This is a genomic window from Acidimicrobiales bacterium (assembly GCA_035316325.1).
Classification (GTDB): Bacteria; Actinomycetota; Acidimicrobiia; order Acidimicrobiales; family VFJN01; genus DASXTK01.
On record DATHJB010000074.1, the window covers coordinates 1 to 25114 of the forward strand.

Below are 25114 nucleotides of genomic sequence, written 5' to 3' on the forward strand. Positions count from 1 at the left end.
AGGAGTCGACGATGGTGCCGTCGTCGTCGAACCGGACGGCGCCGACGCCACCGCCCTCGGCCGGGACCTCGCTGTTGGAGACGTAGACGTAGCCCCCGTCGACCTCGAACGTGGCGCCCCCGTCCGGGAAGATGTGCCAGAGGAAGTCGCTGCCGGCCGCCGCCTGGCCCGCGGCGGCGACGACCCGGGAGGTGAACCCCTCCGGCAGGATCAGGCCGTTGGCATCGGGTGCACGGCCGGCGATGTCGAACCGCGACCACCCGTCGTCCTGCGCCGCCGCGGGCCCTGCCCGGACCACCCCGGCAGCGACCACACCAGCGCCCGTCTGGAGGAAACGTCTGCGATCCACAAGCGGGCATCGTTTCACGTTCGCCCGTCGGGATGCGGGGCGACGCCGAGGGCGGTCGCCACGCCTGTCCCCGGGCGTCCGGCCGGGGGCTCTACGGGCCGCGGGCGGGGGCCACGTAGGGATCGTCGGGGTCGGCGCCCTGGAGCTGCCACACCTCGTGGCCGACGGTGGCGAGCATCAGGGCCTGGTCGGGCCCGGGGTCCTTGGTGTCGCCCTGGTGGAGGATGTAGGCGAGCTGGTCGGCGCCGTCGACGAGGTCGACCCGGAAGTCGACCCCGAAGGCGTCCTGCCCGGTGGGGAGCAGCGGCGCCGTCCACTCCGTCCCGGTGGCCGCGCCCGTCCACACGTGCAGGCCCCAGCCGTCGTAGTCGCCGGCCGGTCGCCGGTAGTGGATCGTGGCGAAGTCCTCCGCGGCACCCCGTGAGGGGTGGACCACCTGCTCGCCGGGCTGGAACCAGGCGGAGGGCGTGTCGACGGGGGTGAACGCCTGCCCGTCGATGTCCACGGTCCCGCCCTGGAGGACGGTGACGGTCAGCGGCGCGGCCAGGTCCGGGGGAGTGAGCCGGAAGACGGCGCCGTAGTCGTCGACCGCGTCGGGGGTGGCGCCCGTGACCAGCGGCCCGGCGGCGGTCGAGGCGTCGAGCGTGACGCCCACGCAGCCCGCGGTGCAGGCGTAGCGGACCGTGGCGAAGCCCTCGGCCTCGGCCTGCGAGGTGTAGATGGTGGGGTCGCCCTGGCGCAGCCATATCTCCGGGGTGGCGACGGGGTCGAAGCTGCGGTCGGGGCTGTCGGGTGGGTCCTTGGTGTCGCCGCTGTGGACGATGAAGTTCACCGGCTTGCCGACGTCGGTGAGCCGGACGAAGCCGAACCGGCCGTACTCGTCCTCGCCGAGGAACGGCTGCGGGGCGGTCCAGTCGGTCAGGTCCGCCGGGTCGACGCCGTCGCCCCACAGGTGGAGGCCCCAGGCGTCGTAGTCGCCGGCGGGGCGGGCGTAGTGGATCACGGCGTGGCCCGGCGTGACGACCGGCGGCTCCGCGAGCGTCACGCCCACGTCGGCCACCTCGTCGGCCTCCAGGTGGCCGGAGAGGTCGTTCACGACGGCCCGGAACGACAGCCGGGTGGCGCTCCCCACGTGGTCACTGGCGTCGTAGAACACCCGGTAGGGCGGGTTGTCGTCGGTCCCGACGGGCACGTACTCGCCGTCGCCCTCCCGCACGGCGAACGTGACCTCGGCGTGGCGCGGGGCGTCGAGCGAGGCGGCGACCTCGACCCGGTCGAGGATGTCATGGCCGTCCCACGAGTTCGTCCCCAGCTCCACGGTCTGGCCGTCCTGGAGCCCGGTGATCGTGATGCCGGGCGCCGAGCGGCTCCGCGGGACCCGCGACTGCGCCTCGTAGACGACGTAGCCGAGCGCCGGGACGGTGACGTCGAGGCCGCCGTCGGACCCGGTCGTCAGCCGTGGGCGCGAACGTGTCCCTGGCTCGCCGGCCACGGCCATGCCGGGCGTGGCCGAGCGGACGCCGCCGCGGCCCCGGCCCGAGCTGTCGGAGAGCAGGTCGTAGCGGGCCCCGGCCCGGGAGTAGGTCGGGACGTGGGCGGTGGCCGCCGACTCGCTGTTGTTGAGCGCCACCACGAACTCCCGGCGCTTGTCCCGGTCGATGCGGGAGAAGGCGTAGATCCCGGGCCCGTCCGAGCTGTACCGCTGGATCTGGGCGCCGTTCTGCAGCGCCGAGTGCTCGTCGTGGAGCCGGCTGTAGCGCCGGATGGCCTCGTAGAGCGGGTGGTCGCGGTCGAAGTTGTCGTCCGAGGTGGTCTCGTCGGTGCCGATGAGGTCGTTGTCCTCGTAGACCGGCACGGCGTTGGCGAACATGTCCTCCCGGGCGTCCTTGTCGCCGCCGTCGCCGGTGAAGCCCTGCTCGTCGCCGTAGTAGACGACCGGCTGGCCGCGGGAGAAGAACATCAGGGCGTGCGCCAGCTGCGATCGGGCCAGCAGCTCGGCGTCGCTCGCGCCCGGCTGGTCGACGCGCTGTAGGAAGTGGCCGATGCGGCCCATGTCGTGGTTGCCGAGGAACGTCGGCTGGGACTGCGCGTTGCTGTCGGCGTCCGTGTAGTAGTCGTCCTGCGCGAAGAACGCGGCCAGGTCGTCGGTGCCGGCGCTCTGCGACGCGAAGCCCCGGGCGGCCAGCTGGAAGGCGAAGTCGATCGTGCCCTGGAGCGGTTCGGTGGTGGAGAACTCGCTGAGGAACGGCGGGCCGAACTGCTGGTCGAACACCTCGCCGAAGGCGAAGAAGTCCTCGATGCCCCGCTCCCGGGCGACCTCGACGATCTCGGGGCCGAACACCCGCCAGAACTCCATGTCGACGTGCTTGGTCGTGTCGATCCGGAACCCGTCGACGCCGAACTCCTCGATCCAGTGGGAGTAGATGTCGACCATCCCCTCGACCACCTCGCGACGCTCGGTCCACAGGTCGTCGAGGCCGAAGAAGTCGCCGTACAGCGAGCTCTCGCCCACGAAGTTGCTGTTGCCCCGGTTGTGGTAGAGCAGGGGATCGTTGAGCCAGGCCGGGTTCTTGGCGTCCTCCATCCCAGCTGGCAGCGTGGGTGTGTAGGGGAACGAGCCGGTGTCGACCTGGGGGAACGAGTAGTCGGGCTGGCCCTCGAAGGCGAGGGCGGAGTCGTCGAAGGGCTGACCGGCCGCGTCGCGGTACGGGAACGTCGTCTTGTCGCGGTAGCCGGCGTTGCCCAGCAGCTCGATCACGTCGGCGGTGTGGTTGGTGACGATGTCCATGAACACCTTGATGCCGCGGTCGTGGGCGTCGTCGACCAGGCGGGCGAAGTCGGCGTTGGTGCCCAGGTGCGGGTCGACCTGCAGGAAGTCCAGGATCCAGTAGCCGTGGTAGCCCGACGAGTGGCCGTACAGGTTGGTGCTGTCCTCCTGCACCGGGTTGTTCTCGAAGATCGGCGCGACCCAGATGGTGGTCACCCCGAGCCGTTCCAGGTACGACAGCTTGCGGCGCAGGCCCTCGATGTCGCCCCCGTGGTAGTAGCCCTTGTCGCTGGGCAGGTACCCGTGCTGGAGGACGTTCTCCTGGGTGTCGCCGGCCATGCACGGGCCGGCGAAGTCGCCGCAGTCGTTGCTCCGACGGGCGTCGTCGAAGCGGTCGGGGAGCGCGAAGTAGAGGACCTCGTCCGAGAACGGGTGGCGCACGGGCTCGCGCACCAGGGCGGCGTCGTCCGCCGGCTCGACCGGCGTCACCGTGGCGGGCGTGGCCCCCGCCGCCACGGCCCCGGGCCCGGTGAGACCGGCGCCCGAGGACGCCAGGCTCACGACGAGTGCGATCACGAACGACCTGCGCCAACGCATGGTTGACTCCCCCCGATGCGACTCGCTCCGATTATCCCCCCGCTGGCAACGCTCTGGGCGGGGGATGGCACGGCCCGTGCGGCGTCGACCGATGAGTTCCGGTCCTCCGGCCTGTCCGAGCCGTCGTGAAGCGCGCCGTCGAGCTGTTCGCCTTCGAGAAGCGATCGTCGAGCTCCCCCCTCGTCACCACCACGTGGCACACGCAGAGCGAGCCCGCCGAGTCGTTCATCTCCGTCGCCGTGAGCCACTGGGAGATGGTCGTCACCCGGCAGGCGGCCGGGGCATCGCTGTCGGTGCTCGGGCCGGAGACGAGGGCCACGACCGCACCCATCCCCAGCGACGCCGAGTTCTTCGGCATCCAGTTCAGCCACGGCACCTTCATGCCGCACCTGCACCTGCGACAGCTGGTCGACGGATCGTTGACGTTCCCGCCGGCGTCGAGCACGTCGTTCTGGCTCGACGGGTCGGAATGGGAGCTTCCGGGGCCCGACAACGCCGACGTCTTCGTCGACAGGCTCGTGCGCGCGGGCCTGCTCGTGCACGACCCGGTCGCGTCGGCCGCCGTGCAGGACGACGTCGAGGGCCTCTCCACCCGGTCGGTGGAACGACGGGTGGCGCGAGCGACCGGGCTCACCCGGGGCACGATCCGGCAGATCCGGCGCGCCGAGCGGGCGGTCGAGCTGCTGGGCCGAGGCGTGCCCGCGCTCGACGTCGTCCGCCAGGCCGGCTACGCCGACCAGCCTCATCTGACCCGTTCGCTCAAGCGCTTCGTGGGGCAGACGCCGTCGCAGATCGCGGCATGTCCCTAGCACGGGCCGTTGCCGTTTTCGTTCAAGACACCATCCCTCGCCCAGGTCTAGACACACTGGGCCGCCGACAGGGTCGGCCCACCAACCCCGAGAGGAAGCAGCAGCTCGTGCGCAAGTTCAAGCTCCAGGTCCAGACGAGCGTCGACGGCTACATGGCCGGCCCGAACGGCGAGATGGACTGGATGACGTTCCCGTGGACCGACGACATCAACGCCTACATCGGGGCGCTCGACGATCCGGTCGACTGCATCGTGCTGGGGCGCAAGCTCGCCGAGGGGTTCATCCCGGCCTGGGCCTCGGGGCCTCCGGGCGAGGACCAGGCGTCGATCGACAAGATGAACGACATGCCCAAGGTGGTGATCTCCAACTCCCTCACCGAGTCGCCGTGGGACGACGCCGTCGTCGCCGGGGGCGACCTCGCCGAGACCATCGACGAGCTCAAGGGCCGGCCGGGCGGGGACATGATCGCCTACGGGGGCGGCACGCTCGTCCGTGACCTGATCGGCAAGGGGCTGCTCGACGAGCTCCACCTGTTCGTCAACCCGACCGCGATCGGCGCCGGCATGCCCGTGTTCCCCGACGGTGCCTACCAGCAGCTTCGCCTCGTCACCGCCCAGCCGTTCGACTGCGGGATCACCGCGCTCCACTTCGAGCCCAAGCGCGACTGAACCCCGGTAGCCGGGCCTCACCCCAGGCCGTGGGCCTGGCCGATCCCGCCGGCCTCGACGCGGTTCGCGACGTTCAGCTTCCGCAGGAGGTTGGAGACGTGCACGCTCGCCGTCTTCCTGCTGATGTACAGCAGCTCGCCGATCTCACGGTCGGTGCGCCCGGCGGCGAGCTCGCCGAGGACCTCGACCTCGCGCCGGGTCAGCCCCAGGTCGTCGGCCAGGCCGGCGATCCGCGCGGCCTCGTCCTGGCCGTCGTCGCCGCTGTCGGCGGGATCGGCGGGGTCGGCGGGGCGGAGCGGGATGCGGGCCCGGCGGGCGAGACCCTCGATGGCCTCCGAGAGGGGCCGGGCGCCGAGCTCGGCGCTCGCGCGCCACGCGTGCTGGAGGCAGTCGTGGGCCCGGGCGCGGCCGACGCCGACACCGCTGCTCGCCAGGAGCGCCTCGGCCTCCCGCCAGCGGCAGTGGGCCGCCGGGTGGGGCTCGCGGGCGTCGTCCCAGCACACGGCGGCGCCGGCCCACAGGTCCGGGTCGGGCTCGGCCAGCCGGGAGTGCTCGGCCGCCGCCGTGGCCGCCCACGCCCGGCTCCGCGGCGGGGCCTGCCCGCCGCGCCCGCCTGCTGCCGCGACGATCCGGTCGGCCTCCCGGACGAACCCGAGCGCCCGCTCCCGTGCCGCTTCGACGTCGAACGGGCGGCCCCGGGCGCGGGCGCCGTCGTGGGCGTCGGCGAGGCACCGCACCGCCAGCGCGGCCATCTCGGGAAGGAACGTCTCGTCGTCGGTCGGGGCGGCGAGGGCCAGGGCGCGCTCGACCTCGGCGAGCGCGTCCTCGGGCCGGTGGCGGGTGAGCGCCAGCTCGGCGGCGTGCATGTGGAACACGGCCCGCGTCTGCACGTCGGCGAGCCGGGCCGTCAGCTCGTCCGCGGTGGCGAGGCAGCGGTCGGCCTCGTCGAGGCGCCCGCAGCGGATCGCCATCGTCGCCCGCAGCAGGGGTGGGGCCGCGGTGCAGGTGCCGACGCCCCGTTCGCCGGCGCGGGCCAGCAGGGCCTCGGCCTCGTCGTGGCGACCCAACCGGACCAGGGCGTCGACGCCGTTGCCCGCGGCGCCGTTCATCCGGAAGCCCCACAGCTCGTCGCCCGCCGCCGCGGCGTCGAACACCACGGCGACGGCCTGCTCGAGCCGGCCGGCCTCGACCAGCAGTGAGCTGAGGCCCATGTAGGCGCGGTTGAGGTCGTCGGGGCTGGCCAGCTCCTCGGCCATGGCGAGCGCCCGGCGCACCAGCTCGATGCCCTCGTCGTGGTGGCCCAGCGAGGCACGGCAGCATCCCAGGGTGTAGAGGACGTGGCCCTCCTCGGCCCGGGCGCCCACCTCGGCCGCCACCGTCAGGGCCCGGTGGGAGCGCTGCTCGGCCTCGCGGAAGCGCGACATCAGCATGAGCCCGCGGGCCTCCTCGGCGAGCACCCGGGCGGAACTGACCGAGGGTGGTGCCGCCGCGACGAGGGCGGCGGCCCGCCGGTAGGCGTCGAAGGCGACATCGGAGTCACCGATCGCCAGGGCGTTGCGCCCGAGCAGGGCGAGGTAGCGGGCCGCCCGGCCCGGCTCGGCGTCCGCGTCGGTGCCGGCGATCGCCTCCCGGGCGAGGTCGACCGAGCGCTGGTCCGCCCCGGCGAGGTAGGCGGCGTCGGAGGCCGCCTCCAGCAGCCCGAGGCGATCGTGCGGCGGCGGCCGGCCGTTCCCGGCGGGCACGCGGTCCAGCGCCGCGAGCGCCCGCTCCAGGTGGGCGTGCGCCTCGGGGAACGCCCAGACGGCGGTGGCGGCCCCGGCGGCGGTGACCGACGCGTCGAGCGCCTCGGACCACTCGCCCGCCGCCCACCAGTGCGCGGCCAGCTCGGCCGCCCGGTGGCCCAGCCCGTTCACCCCGGCGGCGCCCGCCGGGCTGCTCGACGTGCCAGCTGTGCCGGTCGCACGGCCGGGCACGCCGGCCGTGCCGGCAGCCGTACCCGTCGGCACGGCCGGCTCCGGCCACAGCGAGGCGTCGTCGTGGAGCGCGACCGCGATCAGCCGGTGCAGGCGGCTCTTCTCGCCGGGGAGCAAGGCGCCGTCGACCACCTCGCGGAACAGGGCGTGGCGGAACCGGTAGCCGGACCGGCTCTCGTCCACGACGAGGACCTGCCTGCCGACGGCCTCGGCCAGGGCGCCGTCCAGCGCGTCGGCGTCGACCACGCCGAGGTGGGCGAGCAGCCGGTGGCTCGCCGCGCCGCCGGCGGTGGCGACCACCCGGAGCAGCCGCCCTGCCTCGTCGGACAGCCCCTCGACACGGTTGGCGAGCAACCCGGTCAGCTCCGGGGACAGCGAGGTCCGGTGGCGGGCCGCGGTCAGCTCCTCGGCGAAGAACGGGTTGCCCTGCGAGCGCGTCCACACCCCGTCGGCCAGGGCCCAGTCGGGTGGCCGGCCGAGGATGCCGGCGATCAGCGCCGTGGTCTCGTCCCGGTCGAGCCCGTCGAGGTGGAGCCCCACGACGCGGGCGTGCCGGCCCAGCTCGCCCAGCCAGGTGTGCAGCCGGTGGCCGGGACCCAGCTCGTCGGCGCGGTAGGTGCCGACCAGCAGCACCCGGGCGTCGGTGAGGTTCCGGGTCAGGAAGCCCACCAGCTCGGCGCTGGCGGAGTCGGCCCAGTGCAGGTCCTCCAGCACCAGCACGAGCGGCGAGCGGTCGGCCAGCCCCGTGAGGCACGCCAGGATCGCCTCGAACGACCTGGTCTTGGCCATCTCGTCGGCGACACGCGTGACGAGCGAGTACGTCCGGGCGGCCGCTGCGGCACCTGGCGGTTCCAGCTCGAGCCCGGGGGCCAGGGCTCCCAGCGCGTCGGCGGCGGCCGCGGCGCCCAACTGGCGGGCGATGTCGCGCAGGATGCCGACCACGGGCCCGTAGGGCAGCCCGCCGCCGTCGATCGGGACGCAGACCCCGGTCGCCACCAGGGCGCCGGCCTCGGCGGCCCGGATGCCGAGCTCGTCGACCAGGCGGGTCTTGCCAATGCCGGCGTCGCCCCCGACCAGGACGGTGGCCGCCCGACCGCCGGCCGCCGCGTCGAGGGCGACACCGAGCATGCCGAGCTCCCGGTCACGACCGACGAAATCGGGACATGACACCCGGTGACCCACCGCCCCATCCTCCCATGCACCACGCTCGCGTTCGCTTGGTGGGCCGGCGGCCTCGGCGGCCTCGGCCTGGGCGGTGGGTGCTGTCCCGGTGGTCATGGCGTCTCCTCTCTCCGGTCCCGTTGCTCAGCAGGCTCGGCCCATGCGGCACAGGCCGGGATCGGAGGTCGCCTCGGGTGCCGCGGGGGCGGTCGCCGGTGGTGGCGCCGGCCGATTGCCGGAGGGCTGGTCGCTGCCGGTGCCCACGGCGTGCCCGAGGGCGAACGAGCCCGTCATGATCGCTGCCAGGACGATCGCCGCGGCGCCGAGGCGCAGGTCCCGCGCCCGGGAGCGGGTGGTGGTCTCGGCGCTCGCCGGGATCACCGTCGTGGGCCCGACGGCGGTTGAGGCGGTCATGGGTGTCTCCTCGTGTCGTGTCGTGCCGGGGTCGGTCGTCCGGCCCCGGTCACGTCAGCCACCGCACCGGCGGCCTGCACCCACGGTGCGCCCCGCAACCGCCGAGCGCATCGGGACCGCGCCTCAGATCGTGCGCCCGCCCTACCTAGATCTCCCGGTTCCAAGGGGGGGTTTGGCGAGTCGTTTGTGGTCGTTTTGTTGTTCTCGAGTCGTCTGTGGTCGGTCTCCGACGACGAACGACTCGACTGTGGATCGGCGACTACAGACGACTCGGGGAAAGGGTCGCCCGGCGCCAGGACCATCACCCGCAAGGCCGCTGTGACCACTGACACGCCGTCCTGAGGGTGGCCGGGCCCGAACTGGCTCTACGCTTACTGGCGCAAGCTCACCGGGTGGGGGCGCCCATCCGGGGGCCAAGGTTTGACAGCTCAACAAGAACTGCGGATCGAGTACGAGTACTCCCCCCTCAACTCGTCGCTCTCTGCAGATGACGGTGCCGTCTACGGTCCCCCCTGTAGGCGGCGCTGTCGCGTCTGCCCCCGGGTTCGCAGCCTCAGACCTCGGAGCCTCCGCCGGTCACGTCCGAAGGCTGTCGGCTGCCATCCTGGCGTCTCGCCAGTCGGAGACCGCGAGGTGCGCAGCCGAGACGAGTCGGCTCAGCTTCCCCTGGCTCAGCAGGAGGATGTCATCGATGACGTCGTCGGGCGGCGTGATCTCCCCGTAGCAGTCGTGCCATGCGAGCTCGACGAGCTCCAGGAGATCGAGCGCCGGATCTGCCACGGTCTCGCCGAGTGCGCCGACGACACGAGCCCGCCGACCTGCTCGTCGCTCCGCCCGACTGACTGCCACGAGCCCAGTCTGGCGCAAGCGTCCTCGACCCGACGTTCGCGGGGCAGGTGTGCGATGGACCCGGTCGCGACAGATCGCCTGCTGGACGGTCGGCTTGACGAGAGGCTGTCGTCGTGACGGATCTGTCGCTCTTCTACCCAGAGCTTCGGCCTGCTTCGGAGCGAGCGTCGGTTCGTCGGTAAGTTGCTCGGCCAGGAGCTGCCGGAGCCTTGGCGCTCCGCACCGCTGGACGAGCACCTCGGCCACCTCGACCTGCTGCGAGACGGCCTCGGCGTGCCGCCTGCGGGCAGTTCCCCGACGGGTGCGGTCGCGCGGCACGATGGGTCGGTGGACGATGGTGACGACCCGGTCGAGGCGATCAGTGCGGTCACGCTGGCGACGACGGACATGGCCGCGTCGGTCGCCTTCTACGAACGGCTCGGGTTCCGCCTGCTCTACGGCGGCAGGGACAGCCCCTTCAGCAGCTTCCAGGTGGGCGGCGGCTACCTGAACCTGCAGGCGGACGACACGTGGACGCCGCCGGAGGTGGTGTGGGGGCGAGTGATCTTCTACGTCGACGACGTCGATGCGATGTACGAGCGGGCCCTCACCGCCGGCCTGACGCCTGCGGCCCCTCCGGCGGACGCGCCTTGGGGGGAGCGGTTCTTCCACATCCGTGATCCTGACGGGCACGAGCTGAGCTTCGCCCGGCCTCTGCCGTAGGGCCTACCGGCGGGTCTGCTCGGGTGTCGTGCGGCCGCTCGGGGTCGTCGTTGGGCTGGCTGTCGTCGAGAGCATTCAGTAGCTCTTGCTGGAAGCCTCCGGAGATGCGGCGCAGTTCGCCCAAGACCCGCCCGGCGGTGCGCACCGCCTCGGGCAGCTTGGCCGGGCCGAGGATGGTGAGCGCCAACGCGAGGATCGCGAGCAGCTCGGGGAACCCGACGTTGAACATCGTGGCCGTGGGGAGCTACGCCGTCAGGCGCCCGGCAGCGCCGTACGGGGTCGGGGTCGTCGTCGTTCTCACGTGAGTCGTTCGTCGCAGACCGGCCGGCGGATGGGTCGTCCCACCGATGGCAGGTCGGAAAACGTCGCCCGGGGACACCAGCTGGGGCCGGGTGTAGCGTGCGAGTGACACGGCGAGATCCCCTGTACGTGTCGGGGTTGGCCTTGCCAGCCTCGGGGAGCGGTGCTCTGGACCCTGGCAGCGCGTCATGTCGACGTCGGCTCAGCAGGAGGAGCAGCCCATGGCTCTTGCCAGGTCCCCTACGCCACCCGAGCCCGTGGTGTGGCGCGAGGGCCGGTTCATGGTCGTCGCGCTACGGGGGGAGCAGGACATGGGCACGGCGGCCCGGGTGGCCGAGGCGATCGCGGGTGCCGCCGCGCTGGGTGTCGGCGACGTGGTGGTGGACCTCGGCGGCGTGCAGTTCATGGACGCCTCCATCGTCGGTGTGCTCGTCGGCGGCGGGAACGTCCTGAGGTCGCAGGACCGGCGGCTGACGGTGCGGACCCCGTCGCCACGGGCGCAGGTGCTGCTGGACCTGTGCGGGCTCGGACAGATCATCGACCTGCGCGCGGAGGCCGGACGTGACGACGCCGGATCCTGCGCCACGGTCCCGGGCACCTGGTCGTCCGCCGGCGGGCCGCGCTGAGCGTGCCGGCCGACCGGCTCGTGCGCGTCCTCGCCCGCCTGTCGAGCAGCGGTGCCGACGGGGATGCCGCCCGCCTGTGCGAGGTGTCCGCGGACGTCGCCGAGGTGAGCGGCGCCGGGATCACGCTCCTGTCCGGCGACGAGGACCAGGGCTCGGTGTGCACCAGCGACCGGGTGAGCGGCGTGGTCGACGAGCTGCAGCTCACGCTGGGCGAAGGACCGTCGATCGACGCCTACCGCGAGGATCGGCCCGTCCTCGAACCGGACCTGGCCGACCCGGTCGAGGCCCGCTGGTTCGCCTTCGCGCCGCCGGCCGTCGCCGCCGGGGTGAGGGCCGTCTTCGGCTTCCCGCTCCACGTCGGGGCGGTCCGACTCGGCGCCCTCAACCTCTACCGCGATCGCCTCGGCCCCCTCAGCGACGACCAGCACGCCGACGCGCTCGTGCTGGCCGGCGTGGCCGCCCGGGCCGTGCTGCTGATGCAGGCCCAGGCGCCTCCCGGAGCGCTCGCCCGGGAGCTGCAGGCGAGGGGGGACCACCAGCTGGTCGTCCACCAGGCGTCGGGGATGGTGGCCGCCCAGCTCGAAGTCGACGTCGGCGAAGCCCTCGTCCGGCTGCGCGCCCACGCCTTCGGCAACGACCGCCGGCTCGCCGACGTCGCCCGTGACGTGGTCGGTCGCCGGCTCCGCTTCACCCCCGAAGCCGATCCCGACCCCAACCCCGACCCCGACCCCTTGCCCGGCGACGAGAGCCCGGTCCCGTGACCCCTCACCCTCGACCGCGGCCCTCGACGGCCGGCCTCCACCCCCAGGACCTACGATGGCCGGCGCGCTCCGGCATGGGCCGGCCCACCGCCGAGGGCGCGACGAAGGAGCGGCGATGCCCAACGAAGCCCTGCTGACCCGGACGCTGGTGCAGCTCGCCGACACCCTCGTCGACGACTTCGACGTGGTCGAGCTCCTCACGTTGCTGACCGACCGCTGCGTGGAGGTGGTCGGCGCCTCCGCTGCGGGCCTGATGCTGGCCGCCCCCGAAGGGGACCTGCGGGTGATGGCCTCCTCCAGCGAGGCGATGCGCCTCCTGGAGCTGTTCGAGATCCAGGCGCAGGAGGGCCCGTGCCTGGACTGCTACCGCACCGGCCGACCGGTCGCGACCCCCGACCTCGCCCGAGTCGGCGGCCCGTGGCCCCGCTTCGCCCCCGTCGCGCTCGACGCCGGCTTCCGGGCCGCGCACGCCTTCCCCATGCGCCTGCGCGGCGAGGTCATCGGGGCGCTCAACACGTTCCAGGCCGCCACCGGGACGCTGGAGGACGCCGACGCCCTCGCCGCCCAGGCCCTCGCCGACGTCGCCACCATCGCCATCCTGCAACACCGCGCGGTGCTCCACGCCCAGGTCGTCAACGACCAGCTCAACAACGCGCTCAACAGCCGCGTGGTCATCGAGCAGGCCAAGGGCATGCTCGCCGAGCGCGCCGGCATCGACATGGAGCAGGCCTTCTCGCGGCTGCGGAACCACGCCCGGAACCACAACCTCCGCCTGGTGGACGTCGCCCGCGACGTCATCGACGGCACCCTCGCCGCCACCACCCTCGACCGCCTGCCCCCGGCGCCGGCCTGACCGGGCACCGGGCCCGCCGGTAGAGTCGCCGCGACCAATCGATCGCGTTGCTCCGGCCCCCGGTGACGCCCCGACGGGGGTGACCGGTGACCGTGACGAAACAGATCAGCTGGTGGACGTCGGCGCCGTTCCTCGTGTGCCATCTCGTCCCGCTGCTCGCCGTCGTGACCGGGGTGCACACCCGTGACCTCGTCCTCGCCGGGGTGCTCTACGTCGGCCGGGTCTTCTTCATCACCGCCGGCTACCACCGCTACTTCTCGCACCGGGCCTACAGGGTCGGGCGGGTCACCCAGTTCGTCCTGGCCTTCGGCGGGCTGACGGCGGTGCAGAAGGGCCCGTTGTGGTGGGCCGGCTGGCATCGCCAGCACCACCGCCACGCCGACACCGACCGCGACCCCCACTCACCCCGGCAGGGCTTCTGGTGGAGCCACGTCGGCTGGATCGTCTCCGGGCGGTACAGCGCCACCAACCTCGACGCCGTCGGCGACCTCGCCCGCTTCCCCGAGCTGCGGTTCCTCGACCGCCACGACTGGATCGGCCCGTGGTCCCTCGCCGTGTCCTGCTACCTGATCGGTGGGTGGAGCGGCCTCGTGGTCGGGTTCTTCGGCTCGACGGTGCTGGTCTGGCACGCCACCTTCTCGGTGAACTCGTTCACCCACCTCTTCGGCCGGCGCCGCTACGAGACCCGCGACACCAGCCGCAACCTGGCCCCGGTCGCCCTGTTGACCCTCGGCGAGGGCTGGCACAACAACCACCATCACCACCCGACCTCCGCCCGCCAGGGCGTGCCGTGGTGGGAGATCGACGTGACGTGGACCGTGCTGCGCCTCCTGGCCGGCCTCGGCATCGTGCACGACCTACGACGACCGTCCCCGGCGGCGCTGGAGAGCCGCCGACGCCGCCCGGATGCCAGCAGACCCCTCGAGCGGGTATAGGTGCTCGGCACGGCGCCCATACCATTCGTGACACAGAGTTGCTGCTGCAGACCCTGGCGGCGTGTCCCATCGTCCCGAACGTGAGGAGCTGACGTTGGCCGGTCTCGCCATCATCACCGAAGCCTGCATCGACGTGAAGGATCGTGCCTGCGTCGACGTGTGCCCGGTCCAGTGCATCTACGAGTTCGACCCGGAGAAGAACCTCCTCTTCTCCGAAGACGAAGCCGGCAGCGGGGAGGTCGAGACGACGCACGCGCCCAACCCGGACTCGATCGCGATCTTCGGCGACAGCCTGCTGTACGTGAACCTCGAGGAGTGCACGTCGTGCACCGCGTGCTACCAGCCCGACGTCTGTCCCGTCGGCGCGATCTACTCCGAGGAGCACCTTCCCGACGGCTCGCCGAGGACGGCGAAGTACAACGCCGAGGACCCCAACGTGGGTCACGACCACACGTTCTTCGTCCAGCTCAGCCGCGACGTCTTCGCCGACTAGCCCCGGGAGTCGACGATCAGCAGCAGCGTTCGACGAAGCGTTCGAGTTGGGCGAGGTTGCGGCACTCGACGGCCTCGGTGGTGAAGGTGGCGTACTCGCTCATCAGCGAGTCGCCGGTGTCCCACGACGACGTGGGCTCCGGGTTGAGCCAGTAGACCCGGCGGGCCCGGCGCCGCAGCTCGCCCAGCACCCACGACCGGGAGGCGTGCTGGTTGTTGCGGGCGTCGCCCAGGATCAGCAGCGTCGTCCGGTGGGTGACCTCCGGGCCCCAGCCCTGCCACAGCTCCTGCAGCGCGGCGCCGTAGTCGGAGTGGCCGTCGAACCGGTCACGCAGCACCTCGGCCATCCCGGCGCGGTCGCGCACCAGGTCGGTCACCTCCTCGATCCCGTCGACGAAGGCGAACGACCGGACCCGCCCGAACTGGCTGCTCAGGGCCTGCACCAGCTGGAGGGTGAAGCCGCTGAAGGCGGCCACCGAGCGGCTCACGTCGGCCAGCACCATCAGCTCCGGCAGCGACCGGCGCCGGTGCCGCACCACCGGGTCGAGCGGCACGCCGCCGAGGCCGAGCGAGCGTCGGATCGTCTGGCGGAGGTCGAGCCGACCCCGCCGGGTCCGCCGGGTGGTGGCCAGCCGGGCCGCCAGGCGCCGGGCCAACGGCTGGATGGCGGCCCGGATCTGCTCGAGCTCGTCCGCCGACGCCCGCCGGAAGTCCAGGTCCGTCGGCAGCACCCCGGTGGGCGGCCGCTCGGCCGAGGCCCGGGCCGACAGCACGCCGCGCCGCCGGATCTCGTCCTCGATCTCGTCCCGCAGCACGTCGACCCGATGGACGACGGTCCGCCGGGCCAGGCGTGACTCCAACGGCGTGAGGGCCGCGCCCGAGCCCTCGGCCACCGCCAGCGCCCGCTCCGGCAGGGTGGTCAGCCCCAGGCGCCGGGCCGTCCGGAACAGGTGGTAGTGCACCCCGCCGGGCGGCGTGCCCAGGGCGGCGAAGCGGCGCACCGCCTCCCGGGCGACCAGCCGCAGCTGCCGGTCGTCGCCCAGCGCCACCGTGTGCTCGAGCCGCCGGGCGAAGGCGGCGTCGGCTTCCGGCCCGTCGTCGGCGCCGGCGCCGGCGACCGAGAAGTAGGCGTCGAACACCGTCTCGAACGTCACCCAGTCGCCCCGGGTCTTGGCCAGAGTCGCCCCCAGCGCCTGCTTGACGAGCGCCCGGTCGGCGAACGACACGGCGGTGACCGCCCGCGCCGCGTCGACGTGCTCGGTCACGCCCACCGGCACGCCCGCCGTGCGCAGCTCGTGGACGAACGGCGCGAGGACGTCGACGATCACCGGCCGGCGGCGTCGACGCCCAGGCGGTCGAGGAAGCCCGGGAGGAACCACGCCAACACATCGTGGCGCAGCCGGTAGAAGTAGAAGCGGCCCTCCTTCCGCACGCTGATCAGGCGGGCCCGGGCGAGGATCTTGATGTGGTACGAGATCGTCGACTTGGTGATCGGCAGGCGCTCCTCGATCACCGTGCACGGCAGCTCGTCGTACTCGGCGAACAGCGTCACGATCTCCAGCCGCAGCGGCTCCGACAGCGCCCGGAAGATGCCGGTGTAGAGCGAGCGCAGGTCGTCGAGCCCCTCGTCGATGGGGAAGTCCGGCCGCTCGACCAGCATCACGCCTCTCCCGCCCGCGCCGCCGGCGCCGCCAGCTGCTCCCGCAGGAACCGGCCCCAGTCGTCGTCGTCCTGCGCCAGCCGTCGCGTCGCCAGCGCCCGCATGTCGTCCATCCGCACCTTCTGGTTGTCGGTGTAGGTCACCTCGTCCTCGTCCACGAACAGCACCCGCCGGGGCACCTTGTAGGAGGCCAGCACGGTCCGCAGCTGGTCGACGACGTCGCCCTCCGTCACCGGTGCCGGGCCCTGGACCGCGCACAGCACCACCGCCTCGCCCAGCCGCGGGTGCGGCACGCCGACGATGCTCGCCAGGCTCAGCCGACCCCACTGCCGCAGCGCCGTCTCGACCTCGGCCGGCGACACGTTGGCGCCGGCGGTCTTGATCAGCCCCGACAGCCGCCCGTCCCAGTGGAGGTAGCCGCGGTCGTCGAGGTGGCCGGAGTCGCGGGTGCGGAACCAGCCCTCGTCGTCGAAGCACTCCTCGGGCGGCACCTTGTAGTAGCCGCGCATGAGGGTCACCCCCTTCACGGCGATCTCGCCGGTCGCCCCCGGCTCCAGCGGGGCGCCGCTGTCGGGGTCGACGATGCGGACGGCCATGCCCGGCAGCGCGATCCCGTGGGTGGTGCGCCGCAGCTCCAGGGGCGAGTCGGAGGGGATCGAGGTGGCGATCGTGAACGTCTCGGTCAGCCCGTAGGCGGCGCGGGGGTCGCCCGGGTCCTCGGCGAAGGGCGTGACCTGGCGCAGCGGGCTGTCGGGCATCACCCGTCGCAGCGACGACAGGTCGCGGCGCCGGGCGTCCTCGTGCTCGACGAGCTGGGCCTCCACGTGGGGGAACGAGTGGACGATCGTCACCCGCTCGCGCTCGATCAGCTCCAGGGCGGCGCCGGCCTCGAACCCGTCCTGGCACACCAGGCAGGCACCCGACGCCAGGGTCCCGCCGAGCACCATCGCCAGGCCGGCGGTCCAGAAGAACGGGAACGGGCTCCAGATCCGGTCGTCCGGGTCGAGGGCCAGCTGCTCGGCCCAGCGCCAGCTCTGCACCACCGGGCCGCGGTGGGCGTGCAGCACGGCCTTGGGGTGGTCGGTGGTCCCCGAGGTGTAGATGATCAGGGCCTCGTCGCTGGGGTGGACGCTGGCGGCCGCGGCGTCGACCACCTCGTCGCCCAGGGCCCGGCCGGCGTCGACAACGCGGTCCCACGACTCGACGCTGCGAGGACCGGCCGGCGACGGGTCGCCGAGGCACACGACGTGGCGCAGGTGGGGGAAGGCGGCCGCCGCGGCGTGGCCCGGCTCGGCGTCGACCAGCTCGGGGTGGTCGGCGAGCAGCTGGTCGAGCAGGCGCCGCCGCAGCAGGGCGGGCTGGGTCACCAGCACCGCGGCGTCGCTGTGGGCGAGGATGTAGTCGCGCTCGCCGGACGACGCCAGGGTGCTCACCGGCACGACCACGGCGCCGATCAGCGCCGCCCCGTAGGCACCGATCACGAACTCCGGCCGGTTCCCGAGCAGCAGCGCCACCCGCGCCCCCTTGCTGACACCGAGCGCCAGCAGCCCCCGTCCGAAGGCCCGCACCTCCTCGTGCAGCTGGGCGAAGGTGAGGCGGCGGTCGTCGAACACCAGCGCCTCCCGGTCACCGAAGCGGGCGGCGATGTCGGCGATGAAGCCCCCGTGGGTCAGGTCGTCGGGCGAGACGGGCAGGCCGAGGTAGCCGCGCTCCGTCACGTCTGCCCTCCCGAGCCGGGGCCGGGCGCGCCGACCAGCGCCACGCGGTTGCCGAACACCTCGTGCCCCTGCTCCATCTCGTGGTGGGCGTCGGGGATCTCCTCGAACCGGTAGAGCTTGCCGAGGCAGGGGTCGACGGCCCGGGCGCGCACCAGGTCGTTGTAGGCGCGGGCCTGCTCGTCGTTGGTGCCGTGCGAGCCCTGCAGCCGCTTCTGGCGCACCCAGTGGTGGCGCAGGTCGACCACGGCGCTGTAGCCGGTGGTCCCCGCGCAGACGACCACCATGCCGCCCGTCTCGCACACGAAGACGCTGGTGGGGATCGTCGCCTCGCCCGGGTGCTCGAACACGAGGTTCGGGTTGCGGCGCTCGCCCAGCACCTCCCACACCTTGGCGCCGAAGGACCTGGCGCCGGCGGTCCACTCGGCCTGGCCGGCGGCGTCGTCCCAGTGCGGCGGCATGCCCCAGTGCGCCATCTCGCTGCGGTCGACGTAGCCGGCCGCGCCGAGCCCGACGCAGTAGTCGCCCCGCGCCGCGTCCGACACCACGGCCACCGCCCGCGCCCCGGCCGCGGTCGCCAGCTGGATGGCCTGGGTGCCCAGCCCGCCGGAGCCGCCCCACACCAGCACGACGTCGCCCTCACCCACGGTGTGCGGCGCCCAGCCGTGGAGCATCCGGTAGGCGGTGGTGCCGACCAGGGTGGGTGCGGCCGCCTCCTCCCAGGTGAGATGCGGTGCCTTGGGCAGGCACTGGTGGGCCTGGGCCACGGTGAACTGGCCGAACGCCCCGAAGTTGGTCTCGTACCCCCAGATGCGGACCGAGGGGGCGAGCATCGGGTCGCGCCCGGAGCGGACCCACGGGTCGTCCGGGTCCCACCAGCCGTGGTGGACCACCACCTCGTCGCCCACCGCCACCCCGGTCACGGCATCGCCCACCGCCTGCACGACGCCGGACGCGTCGGAGCCGCCGATGTGGAAGTCCCACGGCTCGCCGGCCTTCTGGCGGGCCCGGATGACGTCGACCGGCAGCCCGCGGGCGGCCCAGACGTTGTTGAAGTTGATGCCGGCGGCCATCACGCCCACCAGCACCTGGTCGGGGGCGAGGGCCGGGACGTCGACCTCCTCCACCCGGAAGGCCGTCCGTGGGTCGCCGAACCGGTCCTGGCGGATGACCTGGGCCAGCATCCGCTCCGGTACCTCGCCGGGCGGGGGGAGCTCACCGATGGGCACGGTCGTCGTCTCGGACACTCTCGTCCTCCTGTCAGGGGGTCAGGACCGGGGCCGGCAGCCCGGCCACGCCGGTGCCGGCGAGCTTGGGGCCGTCGGTGTGCAGGTGGCAGGCCGCCCACCCGCCGGGGACGGGGAAGGGCGCCGGGTCGACCTCCCGGCACACGTCCATGGCGTAGGGGCAGCGGGAGTGGAAGCGGCAGCCGACCGGGCGGGCGACGTCGCCGGGGGAGTCGTCGTCGCCCGAGATGTCGCCGGGCAGGATGATGCGCTTGCGGGCCCGTTGCACCGCCGGGTCGGGCACGGGCACCGCGGAGAGCAGCGCCTCGGTGTAGGGGTGCTTCGGCTCGCGCCACACGGTCTCGGCCTCGCCCACCTCCACGATCCGCCCCAGGTACATGACCGCGATGCGGTGGCTGGCGTGGCGGACCACGGCGAGGTCGTGGGCGATGAACAGGTAGGCCAGGCCGTGGGTGGCCTGGAGGTCCTCGAGCAGGTTGACCACCTGCGCCTGGGTCGACACGTCGAGCGCGCTGACCGGCTCGTCGCACACGATGAGCTTCGGGTTGAGGGCGAGGGCCCGGGCGATGGCGATCCGTTGGCGTTGGCCGCCGGAGAACTCGGCGGGGTAGCGGCGCAGGTGGGTGGCGCCCAGGCCGACCTGTTCGAGCAGGCCGACCACCCGCTCGTCCCGCTCGCGCTTCGGCAGGCGCTCGTGCACCTCGAACGGTTCCCCGACGACGTCGGCGATCGTCGCCAGCGGGTCGAGCGACGAGTACGGGTCCTGGAACACCATCTGCATGTCCCGGCGCAGCGCCCGCAGCTCCTGGCGCCCGGCGGTCGTCACCTCGCGGCCCTCGAACCGGATCGACCCCTCGTCGGGCGCCACCAGCCGCAGCACCAGGCGGCCGGTGGTCGACTTCCCGGAGCCGCTCTCGCCGACCAGCCCCAGCGTCTCGCCCCGCCCGATCGTCAGGTCGACGCCGTCGACGGCCCGCACCTCCGCGCTGCCGCGGCCGCGGCGGCGCCGGCCGGGGAACGACTTCCGCAGCCCCTCGACCTCCAGCAGGGCCGGGCCGGCTCCGGTCATGACCGGGCTCCGGCGCCGTCGCCGAGGTGCAGCTCGTGCTGGCGGAGGCAGCGCGCCAGGCCGCCGGACGCCACCGGCAGCAGCTCCGGATCGGTGGCGCTGCAGGCGTCCTGGGCGTGCTCGCAGCGGGGGTGGAAGCGGCAGCCGGCGGGCAGGGCGTCGGGCGTGGGCACCGTCCCGGCCACCACGTGCAGGCGGCCGCCCGGCGGGCACGACTGGGGCATGGCGTCCAGCAGCCCGGCGCTGTAGGGGTGCCAGGGCCGGTCGAAGAAGGCGTGGACTTCGGCCTGCTCGACCACCTGGCCGGCGTAGAGGACGCACACCCGGTCGCAGACGTCGGCCACCACCCCCAGGTCGTGGGTCACGAACAGGATGGCCATGCCGAGCTCCGCCTGCAGCCGGCGCAGCAGGTCGAGGATCTGGGCCTGGATGGTGACGTCGACCGCGGTGGTCGGCTCGTCGGCGACGAGCACCCGGGGCTCGCAGGCCAGGGCCATGGCGATCATCACCCGCTGGCGCATCCCGCCCGAGAAGGCGTGCGGGTACTCGCGGATGCGGCGGGCCGCCCGGGGGATGCCGACCAGCTCGAGCACCTCGACCGCCCGCTGCCAGGCCGCCGCCCGTGGCATCCCGGTGTGGGCGGTGACGGCCTCGGCGATCTGGTTGCCCACCGTGAACGCCGGGTTCAGGCTGGTCATCGGCTCCTGGAAGACCATCGCGATGTCGTTGCCGCGCACGGCTCGCAGGCGCCGCTCCGACGCCTGCACCAGGTCCTCGCCCTGCAGCCGGACCGAGCCGGCGGTGATGCGCAGCGACCGGGCCAGCAGGCGCATGATCCCCAGCGCCGTGACCGTCTTGCCCGAACCGCTCTCGCCGACGAGGCCGAGCGTCTCGCCGGGCGCCAGGCGGAACGACACGTCCTGCACCAGCGGCAGCGGGTCCTGGCGGTCGCGGTCCCGACCGCGGCCGCGGCCGACGGCGGCCACGGTCAGCCCGGACACCTCCAGCACGGCGTCGGCCGGCACGGCGTCGCCCGCGGTCATCGACCGCCTCGCAGCGTGTCGCGGAGCCCGTCGCCCAGCACGTTGAACGCCAGGACGGTGAGCATGATCGCCAGCCCGGGCGGGAACAGCCCCCAGCTCGTCTCGAAGATGTAGGCGTAGGCCCGGTTGAGCATGGCGCCCCAGCTCGGTTCGGGCGGCTGGATGCCGAGCCCCAGGAAGCTGAGCCCGGCCTCGGCCAGCAGCCCGAAGCCGAGCGTGACCGACACCTGCACCACCAGCGGTGAGGCGATGTTGTGGAGGATGCGCCGCCGCACGATGTACGCGCCGGTGGCGCCGACCGAGCGCGACGCCTCGACGAACGTCTCCTCCTTCACGGCCAGCACCTGGCCCCGGACCAGCCGTACGAACGTCGGCGTGAAGACGATGGCCAGGGCGATGACGATGTTGCGCAGGCTCGGACCCAGCAGGCCGGCGACGGTGAGCGCCATCACCAGCGGCGGGATGCTCTGGACGCCGTCGACGATCCGCATGAGCACGCTGTCGAGCCGGCCGCCCACGTAGCCGGAGACCAGCCCGAGCGGCACCGACACCACCAGCGCGGCGCCGACCGCCAGCACGCTCGACGCCAGCGACACCCGGGCCCCGTGCATCAGCCGGCTGAGCACGTCGCGGCCGAGGTCGTCGGTCCCGAGCAGGTGGCTGCCGCTCGGTCCCTGGTTGATGGCGTCCAGGTCCTGCTGGTACGGGTCGAACGGGGCGAGCCACGACGCCAGCACCGCCACCACCGCCAGCAGCACGAGGAACGCCAGCGCCGTGGTGACGGCCGGCCGGCGGCGCAGGCGGCTCACGCCACCCGCACCTTCGGGTTGAGGAAGCCGTAGGCGATGTCGACCGCCAGGTTGGCCAGCACCACGAAGACGGCCAGCATCATGATCCCGCCCTGGATGATCGGGACGTCCTGGCCCGAGATGGCGGTGACCATGTAGGTGCCGACGCCCTGGATGGCGAAGATCTGCTCGACGATCACCGTCCCGCCGAACAGGTAGCCCACCTGCAGGCCCAGCACGGTGACCGCCGGCATCGCCGCGTTCTTGAGCGCGTGCTTCCCGACCACCCGGAACGGCGCCAGGCCCTTGGCGTGGGCGGTGCGCACGTAGTCGGCGTCGAGCACGTCGGCCAGCGCACCCCGCAGCTGGCGGGCGAGGGTGGCGGCCATCAGCGTGCCCAGGGCGACCGACGGCAGCACGAGGTGGCGCAGCCACTCGACCGGCGACTCGCCGAACGGCACGTAGCCGCGGACCGGGAACCACGACAGCTCCAGCCCGAAGAAGACGATCAGGATCATCGCCAGCCAGAAGCTCGGCATGGCGATGGCGGCGCTGGCCAGCGTGGTGACCGCGGTATCGGTCCTCGAGCCCGGCCGGGTGCCGCCCAGCGCCCCCAGGGGGATGCCGACCGCCAGCGCGAACACCAGCGCGCCGAGCACCAGGCTGGCCGTGATCGGCAGGCGGTGGCGCAGCTCGTCGCCGACCGCCCGCCCGCTGTAGAGGGAGTGGCCGAAGTCGAGCCGGACGGCGTCGCCCAGCCAGTCGACGTACTGCACGACGAACGGCTGGTCGAGGCCGAGCTCCTCCCGCACCTCCCGGACCCGCTCCGGCGTCGCCGCCTCGCCCCCGGCGATCGTGACCGCCGGATCGCCGGGCACGAGGTACACCAGGAGGAACACGGCGACGCTCAGCACCAGCAGGAGCGGCACCAGCCCGGCGAGGCGGCGGAGCACGAAGGCGGTCATCGGGGCCTCCGGGGGTCAGCCCGAGCCCATCTGCAGCTTGGTGAAGTCGAGGCCCTGGCAGTTCTCGTTCTGGACCACCTCGCCGCCGACGTCGGCCGAGTGCGCGTGGAGCAGCGGTGCGAACACCACCGGCAGGTCGAGCGCCTCGTCGACCACCAGCGACACGGCCTCCTGCAGGAGCGGCTCGCGCTCGCCCTGGTCGGACGTGGCCCGCACTTGCGACACCAGGTCGGTCAGCTCGTCGTTCGTGTAGTTGCCGACGTTGTTGAAGCTGCCCGGCGTGAACTGGATGCCGAGCGTGTCGGCCGGGTCGGGCCGCGGCGGCCACAGGATCACCGTGGCCGGCTGCTTCTTGTCGGTGAAGTAGTCCTGCACGATGTCCGTGCTCTGCTCGAACGACATGTCGATGCCGACCTCGGCCAGCTGGGCCTGGATGACCTCGCCGAAGCGCACGAACAGCGGCGTGGGCGGGGTGAAGGCGGTGAACGACGGGTCGGTCACGCCCGACTCCTCGAGGAGGTCCCGGGCCCGGTCGGGGTCGTACTCGTAGGCGCCCTCGACGTCGGGGTCGTAGCCGTACGAGGTCTCGGGGAACGGGCTCCACGCCACCGAGCCCCGGCCCTCGAACACCGCGTCGAGCACGGCCTGGCGGTCGACGGCGTGGTTCACGGCCTGGCGGAACTCCAGGCTGTCGAACGGCGGCTCGGCCAGGTTCCAGTTGAGCTTGTAGTAGGTCTCCGACCCCTGCTCGGCGATCTCGATGCCGGGGTTCCCCTCCAGGCCGGCGAGCAGGTCGGCGCTCACGGTGGACATGTCGATCGCGTCGCCCAGCAGGGCGTTGACCGTCGGCGGTCCGGCCTCGGTGCCGAGGATCTCGACGCCGGCCAGGCGCACCTCGTCGACGTTCCAGTAGTCGTCGAAGCGCTCGAGGCTGAGCGTCTCGCCCGGCTGCTGCCCGGTGAGGCGGAACGGCCCGGCGCCCACGGGGGCGGTGTCGGCGTCGTCGGCGCCCGGGGCCACGATCATCCCCTCCCGGCCCGACAGGATCAGCGGCAGCGACCCGGCCGCCGGGGCGTTCAGCGTGATCCGCACGGTCGACTCGTCCACCGCCTCGACGCCGTCGAGGATGGCGAGCGACGCCGCGGTCTGCGCCGAGTCCTCGGCCGCGTTGCGCTCGAGGCCCGCTTTGACGGCCGCGGCGTCGAACGGCGTGCCGTCGTGGAACGTGACGTCGGCGCGCAGCGTGAGCTCCACGGTCTGCTCGTCGACCACCTCCCAGCTCTCGGCGAGGCCCGGTTCGAGCTCGCCGGTGAGCGGGTTCTTGTGGGTCAGCGTGTCGTAGATGGGCGCCAGCACGAGGGTGTCGCACACCGAGGTGCTGGCGTACGGGGCGAGGTGGCCGCTGATGCCCGACCCGTCGAGTGGTGCGCCGTAGCGCAGCACGCCGTCGGGGTCGAAGGCGTCGTCGTCGCCGTCCCCTCCGGAGCCCCCTCCCGAAGCACTTCCGCCGTCGTCGTCATCGCCTCCGCAGGCTGCGACAGCGATGGCCAACACCATCACGAAGAGCAGGCGCAGGGCGCGCGTGGTGGACATGGTTCCCCCCTCCTCGGCCGGGTCACGGCCGACGGATCACTCGTTGGGCAGCGCGACCTCCGCGGTGCCCTTGGCCATGACCGCACCGTTCTGGTTGGTCATCTCGTAGGTGACCGAGACCAGGTGCCGGCCGCTGGCGGCGTCGATCTGCTTGCCGGTGACGCTCCCGTTCAGGAACGTGGCGTCACCGGTGAACGCCGGGTTCCGGTACTGGGCCCGCGAGTGGATGATCTCGCCCCACTCGCCGATCCAGTTGCTCAGGTAGTCGAGGACCCAGGCGCCCATCGAGGCTCCGTAGCCGTAGCCCCGGGGCATGCCGATGAGCTGGGCGTAGCGGGGCTGGACGTGGCCCCGCGACGGTCCCCGGTAGAGCCCGTCGCCCCGCGCCGGGTCGACCGCGCTGCGGGCGGCGTCGCGGCTCATCTCCGGCAGCCAGCCGGCCTGGTCGGTGGTCGACTCGCCCCAGTAGCCGACCGCGCCCCACACGGTCATGTTGAACGACCGCCACTCGGTGGTGAAGCTGGCGACGGTGTGGGGCCCGAGCGGCCGCGTGGGGAGCCGCTCGCCGTCGGCCACGTCCTTCCACAGCAGCTTGCCGTGGCCGCGGTGGGTCCCGTAGTAGGCGAGCCTCTGCTCTTCGAGGTCGTCGAGCGCCTCGTCGCTCCACACCGGGTCCTCCTGCTCGGAGAACTGGGCCCGCTTCCGGGCCTCCTCGGCCAGGTACCGGATCGACGTCGACCGCTGTTTGGCGATCATCTCGCCGCGGTCGTTGATGTAG

23 protein-coding genes are annotated in these 25114 nt (G+C 73.1%); 8 read left to right on the top strand and 15 right to left on the bottom strand.

What is annotated here, in order from left to right; translation table 11 throughout:
* The coding region (locus VK611_10270) for a hypothetical protein (GenBank protein HMG41706.1) at positions 1-349 on the bottom strand (349 nt) is incomplete at its 3' end.
* Between the two features lie 91 nt (positions 350-440).
* Positions 441-3713 (bottom strand): alpha-amylase family glycosyl hydrolase, encoded by a 3273-nt coding sequence (locus VK611_10275; protein ID HMG41707.1) that lies wholly within the window; start codon positions 3711-3713, stop codon positions 441-443.
* A 125-nt stretch (positions 3714-3838) separates the two neighbouring features.
* On the opposite strand from VK611_10275, the gene VK611_10280 reads away from it, so the two are divergent.
* Positions 3839-4522, top strand: coding sequence for an AraC family transcriptional regulator (locus VK611_10280; protein HMG41708.1), 684 nt, complete (start codon positions 3839-3841; stop codon positions 4520-4522).
* Positions 4523-4629: 107 nt separating this feature from the next.
* Positions 4630-5190, top strand: a complete 561-nt coding sequence (locus VK611_10285) for a dihydrofolate reductase family protein (protein ID HMG41709.1) — start codon at positions 4630-4632, stop codon at positions 5188-5190.
* A 17-nt stretch (positions 5191-5207) separates the two neighbouring features.
* Here VK611_10285 and VK611_10290 read toward each other — a convergent pair whose 3' ends face one another.
* The 3 genes from VK611_10290 to VK611_10300 form a co-directional block, all read right to left on the bottom strand.
* Positions 5208-8441, bottom strand: a complete 3234-nt coding sequence (locus VK611_10290; GenBank protein ID HMG41710.1) for an AAA family ATPase — start codon at positions 8439-8441, stop codon at positions 5208-5210.
* Between the two features lie 27 nt (positions 8442-8468).
* Positions 8469-8738 carry a hypothetical protein gene (locus VK611_10295; GenBank protein ID HMG41711.1) on the bottom strand — a complete coding sequence of 90 codons (270 nt, stop codon included), beginning with the start codon at positions 8736-8738 and terminating at the stop codon, positions 8469-8471.
* A gap of 576 nt (positions 8739-9314) precedes the next feature.
* Positions 9315-9833 carry a hypothetical protein gene (locus VK611_10300; GenBank protein HMG41712.1) on the bottom strand — a complete coding sequence of 173 codons (519 nt, stop codon included), beginning with the start codon at positions 9831-9833 and terminating at the stop codon, positions 9315-9317.
* Positions 9834-9914: 81 nt separating this feature from the next.
* Here VK611_10300 and VK611_10305 point away from each other — a divergent pair, with 81 nt between their 5' ends.
* The 6 genes from VK611_10305 (at position 9915) to VK611_10330 (ending at position 14257) form a co-directional block, all read left to right on the top strand.
* Positions 9915-10289: a VOC family protein gene (locus VK611_10305; GenBank protein HMG41713.1), complete on the top strand. Its 375-nt coding sequence runs from the start codon at positions 9915-9917 to the stop codon at positions 10287-10289.
* 521 nt (positions 10290-10810) lie between these two features.
* Complete coding sequence (locus VK611_10310) at positions 10811-11215, top strand: STAS domain-containing protein (protein ID HMG41714.1); 405 nt, start codon at positions 10811-10813, stop codon at positions 11213-11215.
* A gap of 2 nt (positions 11216-11217) precedes the next feature.
* Positions 11218-11976, top strand: a complete 759-nt coding sequence (locus tag VK611_10315) for a GAF and ANTAR domain-containing protein (protein ID HMG41715.1) — start codon at positions 11218-11220, stop codon at positions 11974-11976.
* Positions 11977-12091: 115 nt separating this feature from the next.
* Entirely contained in the window at positions 12092-12829 is a 738-nt protein-coding gene (locus tag VK611_10320; protein HMG41716.1) for a GAF and ANTAR domain-containing protein, read from the top strand.
* Between the two features lie 86 nt (positions 12830-12915).
* Positions 12916-13764: a fatty acid desaturase gene (locus tag VK611_10325; GenBank protein ID HMG41717.1), complete on the top strand. Its 849-nt coding sequence runs from the start codon at positions 12916-12918 to the stop codon at positions 13762-13764.
* Positions 13765-13825: 61 nt separating this feature from the next.
* Positions 13826-14257 carry a ferredoxin family protein gene (locus tag VK611_10330; GenBank protein ID HMG41718.1) on the top strand — a complete coding sequence of 144 codons (432 nt, stop codon included), beginning with the start codon at positions 13826-13828 and terminating at the stop codon, positions 14255-14257.
* A 16-nt stretch (positions 14258-14273) separates the two neighbouring features.
* On the opposite strand, the gene VK611_10335 is transcribed toward VK611_10330, so the two are convergent.
* From VK611_10335 to VK611_10380, 10 genes are all read right to left on the bottom strand, one after another.
* Positions 14274-15584: a VWA domain-containing protein gene (locus VK611_10335; protein HMG41719.1), complete on the bottom strand. Its 1311-nt coding sequence runs from the start codon at positions 15582-15584 to the stop codon at positions 14274-14276.
* Positions 15581-15916, bottom strand: coding sequence for a metalloregulator ArsR/SmtB family transcription factor (locus tag VK611_10340; GenBank protein HMG41720.1), 336 nt, complete (start codon positions 15914-15916; stop codon positions 15581-15583). Before VK611_10340 ends, VK611_10335 begins: the two co-directional genes overlap by 4 nt.
* Positions 15916-17634, bottom strand: coding sequence for a class I adenylate-forming enzyme family protein (locus VK611_10345; GenBank protein HMG41721.1), 1719 nt, complete (start codon positions 17632-17634; stop codon positions 15916-15918). The genes VK611_10340 and VK611_10345 overlap by 1 nt, the downstream gene beginning before the upstream one ends.
* Positions 17631-18878 (bottom strand): crotonyl-CoA carboxylase/reductase, encoded by a 1248-nt coding sequence (gene ccrA, locus VK611_10350; GenBank protein HMG41722.1) that lies wholly within the window; start codon positions 18876-18878, stop codon positions 17631-17633. The genes VK611_10345 and ccrA overlap by 4 nt, the downstream gene beginning before the upstream one ends.
* A 13-nt stretch (positions 18879-18891) precedes the next feature.
* Positions 18892-19947, bottom strand: coding sequence for an ABC transporter ATP-binding protein (locus VK611_10355; GenBank protein HMG41723.1), 1056 nt, complete (start codon positions 19945-19947; stop codon positions 18892-18894).
* Positions 19944-20990: an ABC transporter ATP-binding protein gene (locus VK611_10360; GenBank protein ID HMG41724.1), complete on the bottom strand. Its 1047-nt coding sequence runs from the start codon at positions 20988-20990 to the stop codon at positions 19944-19946. Before VK611_10360 ends, VK611_10355 begins: the two co-directional genes overlap by 4 nt.
* Positions 20987-21799 carry an ABC transporter permease gene (locus VK611_10365; GenBank protein HMG41725.1) on the bottom strand — a complete coding sequence of 271 codons (813 nt, stop codon included), beginning with the start codon at positions 21797-21799 and terminating at the stop codon, positions 20987-20989. Before VK611_10365 ends, VK611_10360 begins: the two co-directional genes overlap by 4 nt.
* Entirely contained in the window at positions 21796-22743 is a 948-nt protein-coding gene (locus VK611_10370; protein ID HMG41726.1) for an ABC transporter permease, read from the bottom strand. Before VK611_10370 ends, VK611_10365 begins: the two co-directional genes overlap by 4 nt.
* Before the next feature lie 15 nt (positions 22744-22758).
* Positions 22759-24336, bottom strand: coding sequence for an ABC transporter substrate-binding protein (locus VK611_10375; protein HMG41727.1), 1578 nt, complete (start codon positions 24334-24336; stop codon positions 22759-22761).
* 36 nt (positions 24337-24372) lie between these two features.
* The coding region (locus VK611_10380) for a hypothetical protein (protein HMG41728.1) at positions 24373-25114 on the bottom strand (742 nt) is incomplete at its 5' end.

Coding starts and splice junctions, on each gene's coding strand:
- VK611_10355 (HMG41723.1), bottom strand. CDS start 19,947: ATGACCGGAGCCGGCCCGGCCCTGCTGGAGGTCGAGGGGCTGCGGAAG.
- VK611_10360 (HMG41724.1), bottom strand. CDS start 20,990: ATGACCGCGGGCGACGCCGTGCCGGCCGACGCCGTGCTGGAGGTGTCC.
- VK611_10375 (HMG41727.1), bottom strand. CDS start 24,336: ATGTCCACCACGCGCGCCCTGCGCCTGCTCTTCGTGATGGTGTTGGCC.
- VK611_10290 (HMG41710.1), bottom strand. CDS start 8,441: ATGACCACCGGGACAGCACCCACCGCCCAGGCCGAGGCCGCCGAGGCC.
- VK611_10275 (HMG41707.1), bottom strand. CDS start 3,713: ATGCGTTGGCGCAGGTCGTTCGTGATCGCACTCGTCGTGAGCCTGGCG.
- VK611_10295 (HMG41711.1), bottom strand. CDS start 8,738: ATGACCGCCTCAACCGCCGTCGGGCCCACGACGGTGATCCCGGCGAGC.
- VK611_10310 (HMG41714.1), top strand. CDS start 10,811: ATGGCTCTTGCCAGGTCCCCTACGCCACCCGAGCCCGTGGTGTGGCGC.
- VK611_10340 (HMG41720.1), bottom strand. CDS start 15,916: ATGCTGGTCGAGCGGCCGGACTTCCCCATCGACGAGGGGCTCGACGAC.
- VK611_10320 (HMG41716.1), top strand. CDS start 12,092: ATGCCCAACGAAGCCCTGCTGACCCGGACGCTGGTGCAGCTCGCCGAC.
- VK611_10370 (HMG41726.1), bottom strand. CDS start 22,743: ATGACCGCCTTCGTGCTCCGCCGCCTCGCCGGGCTGGTGCCGCTCCTG.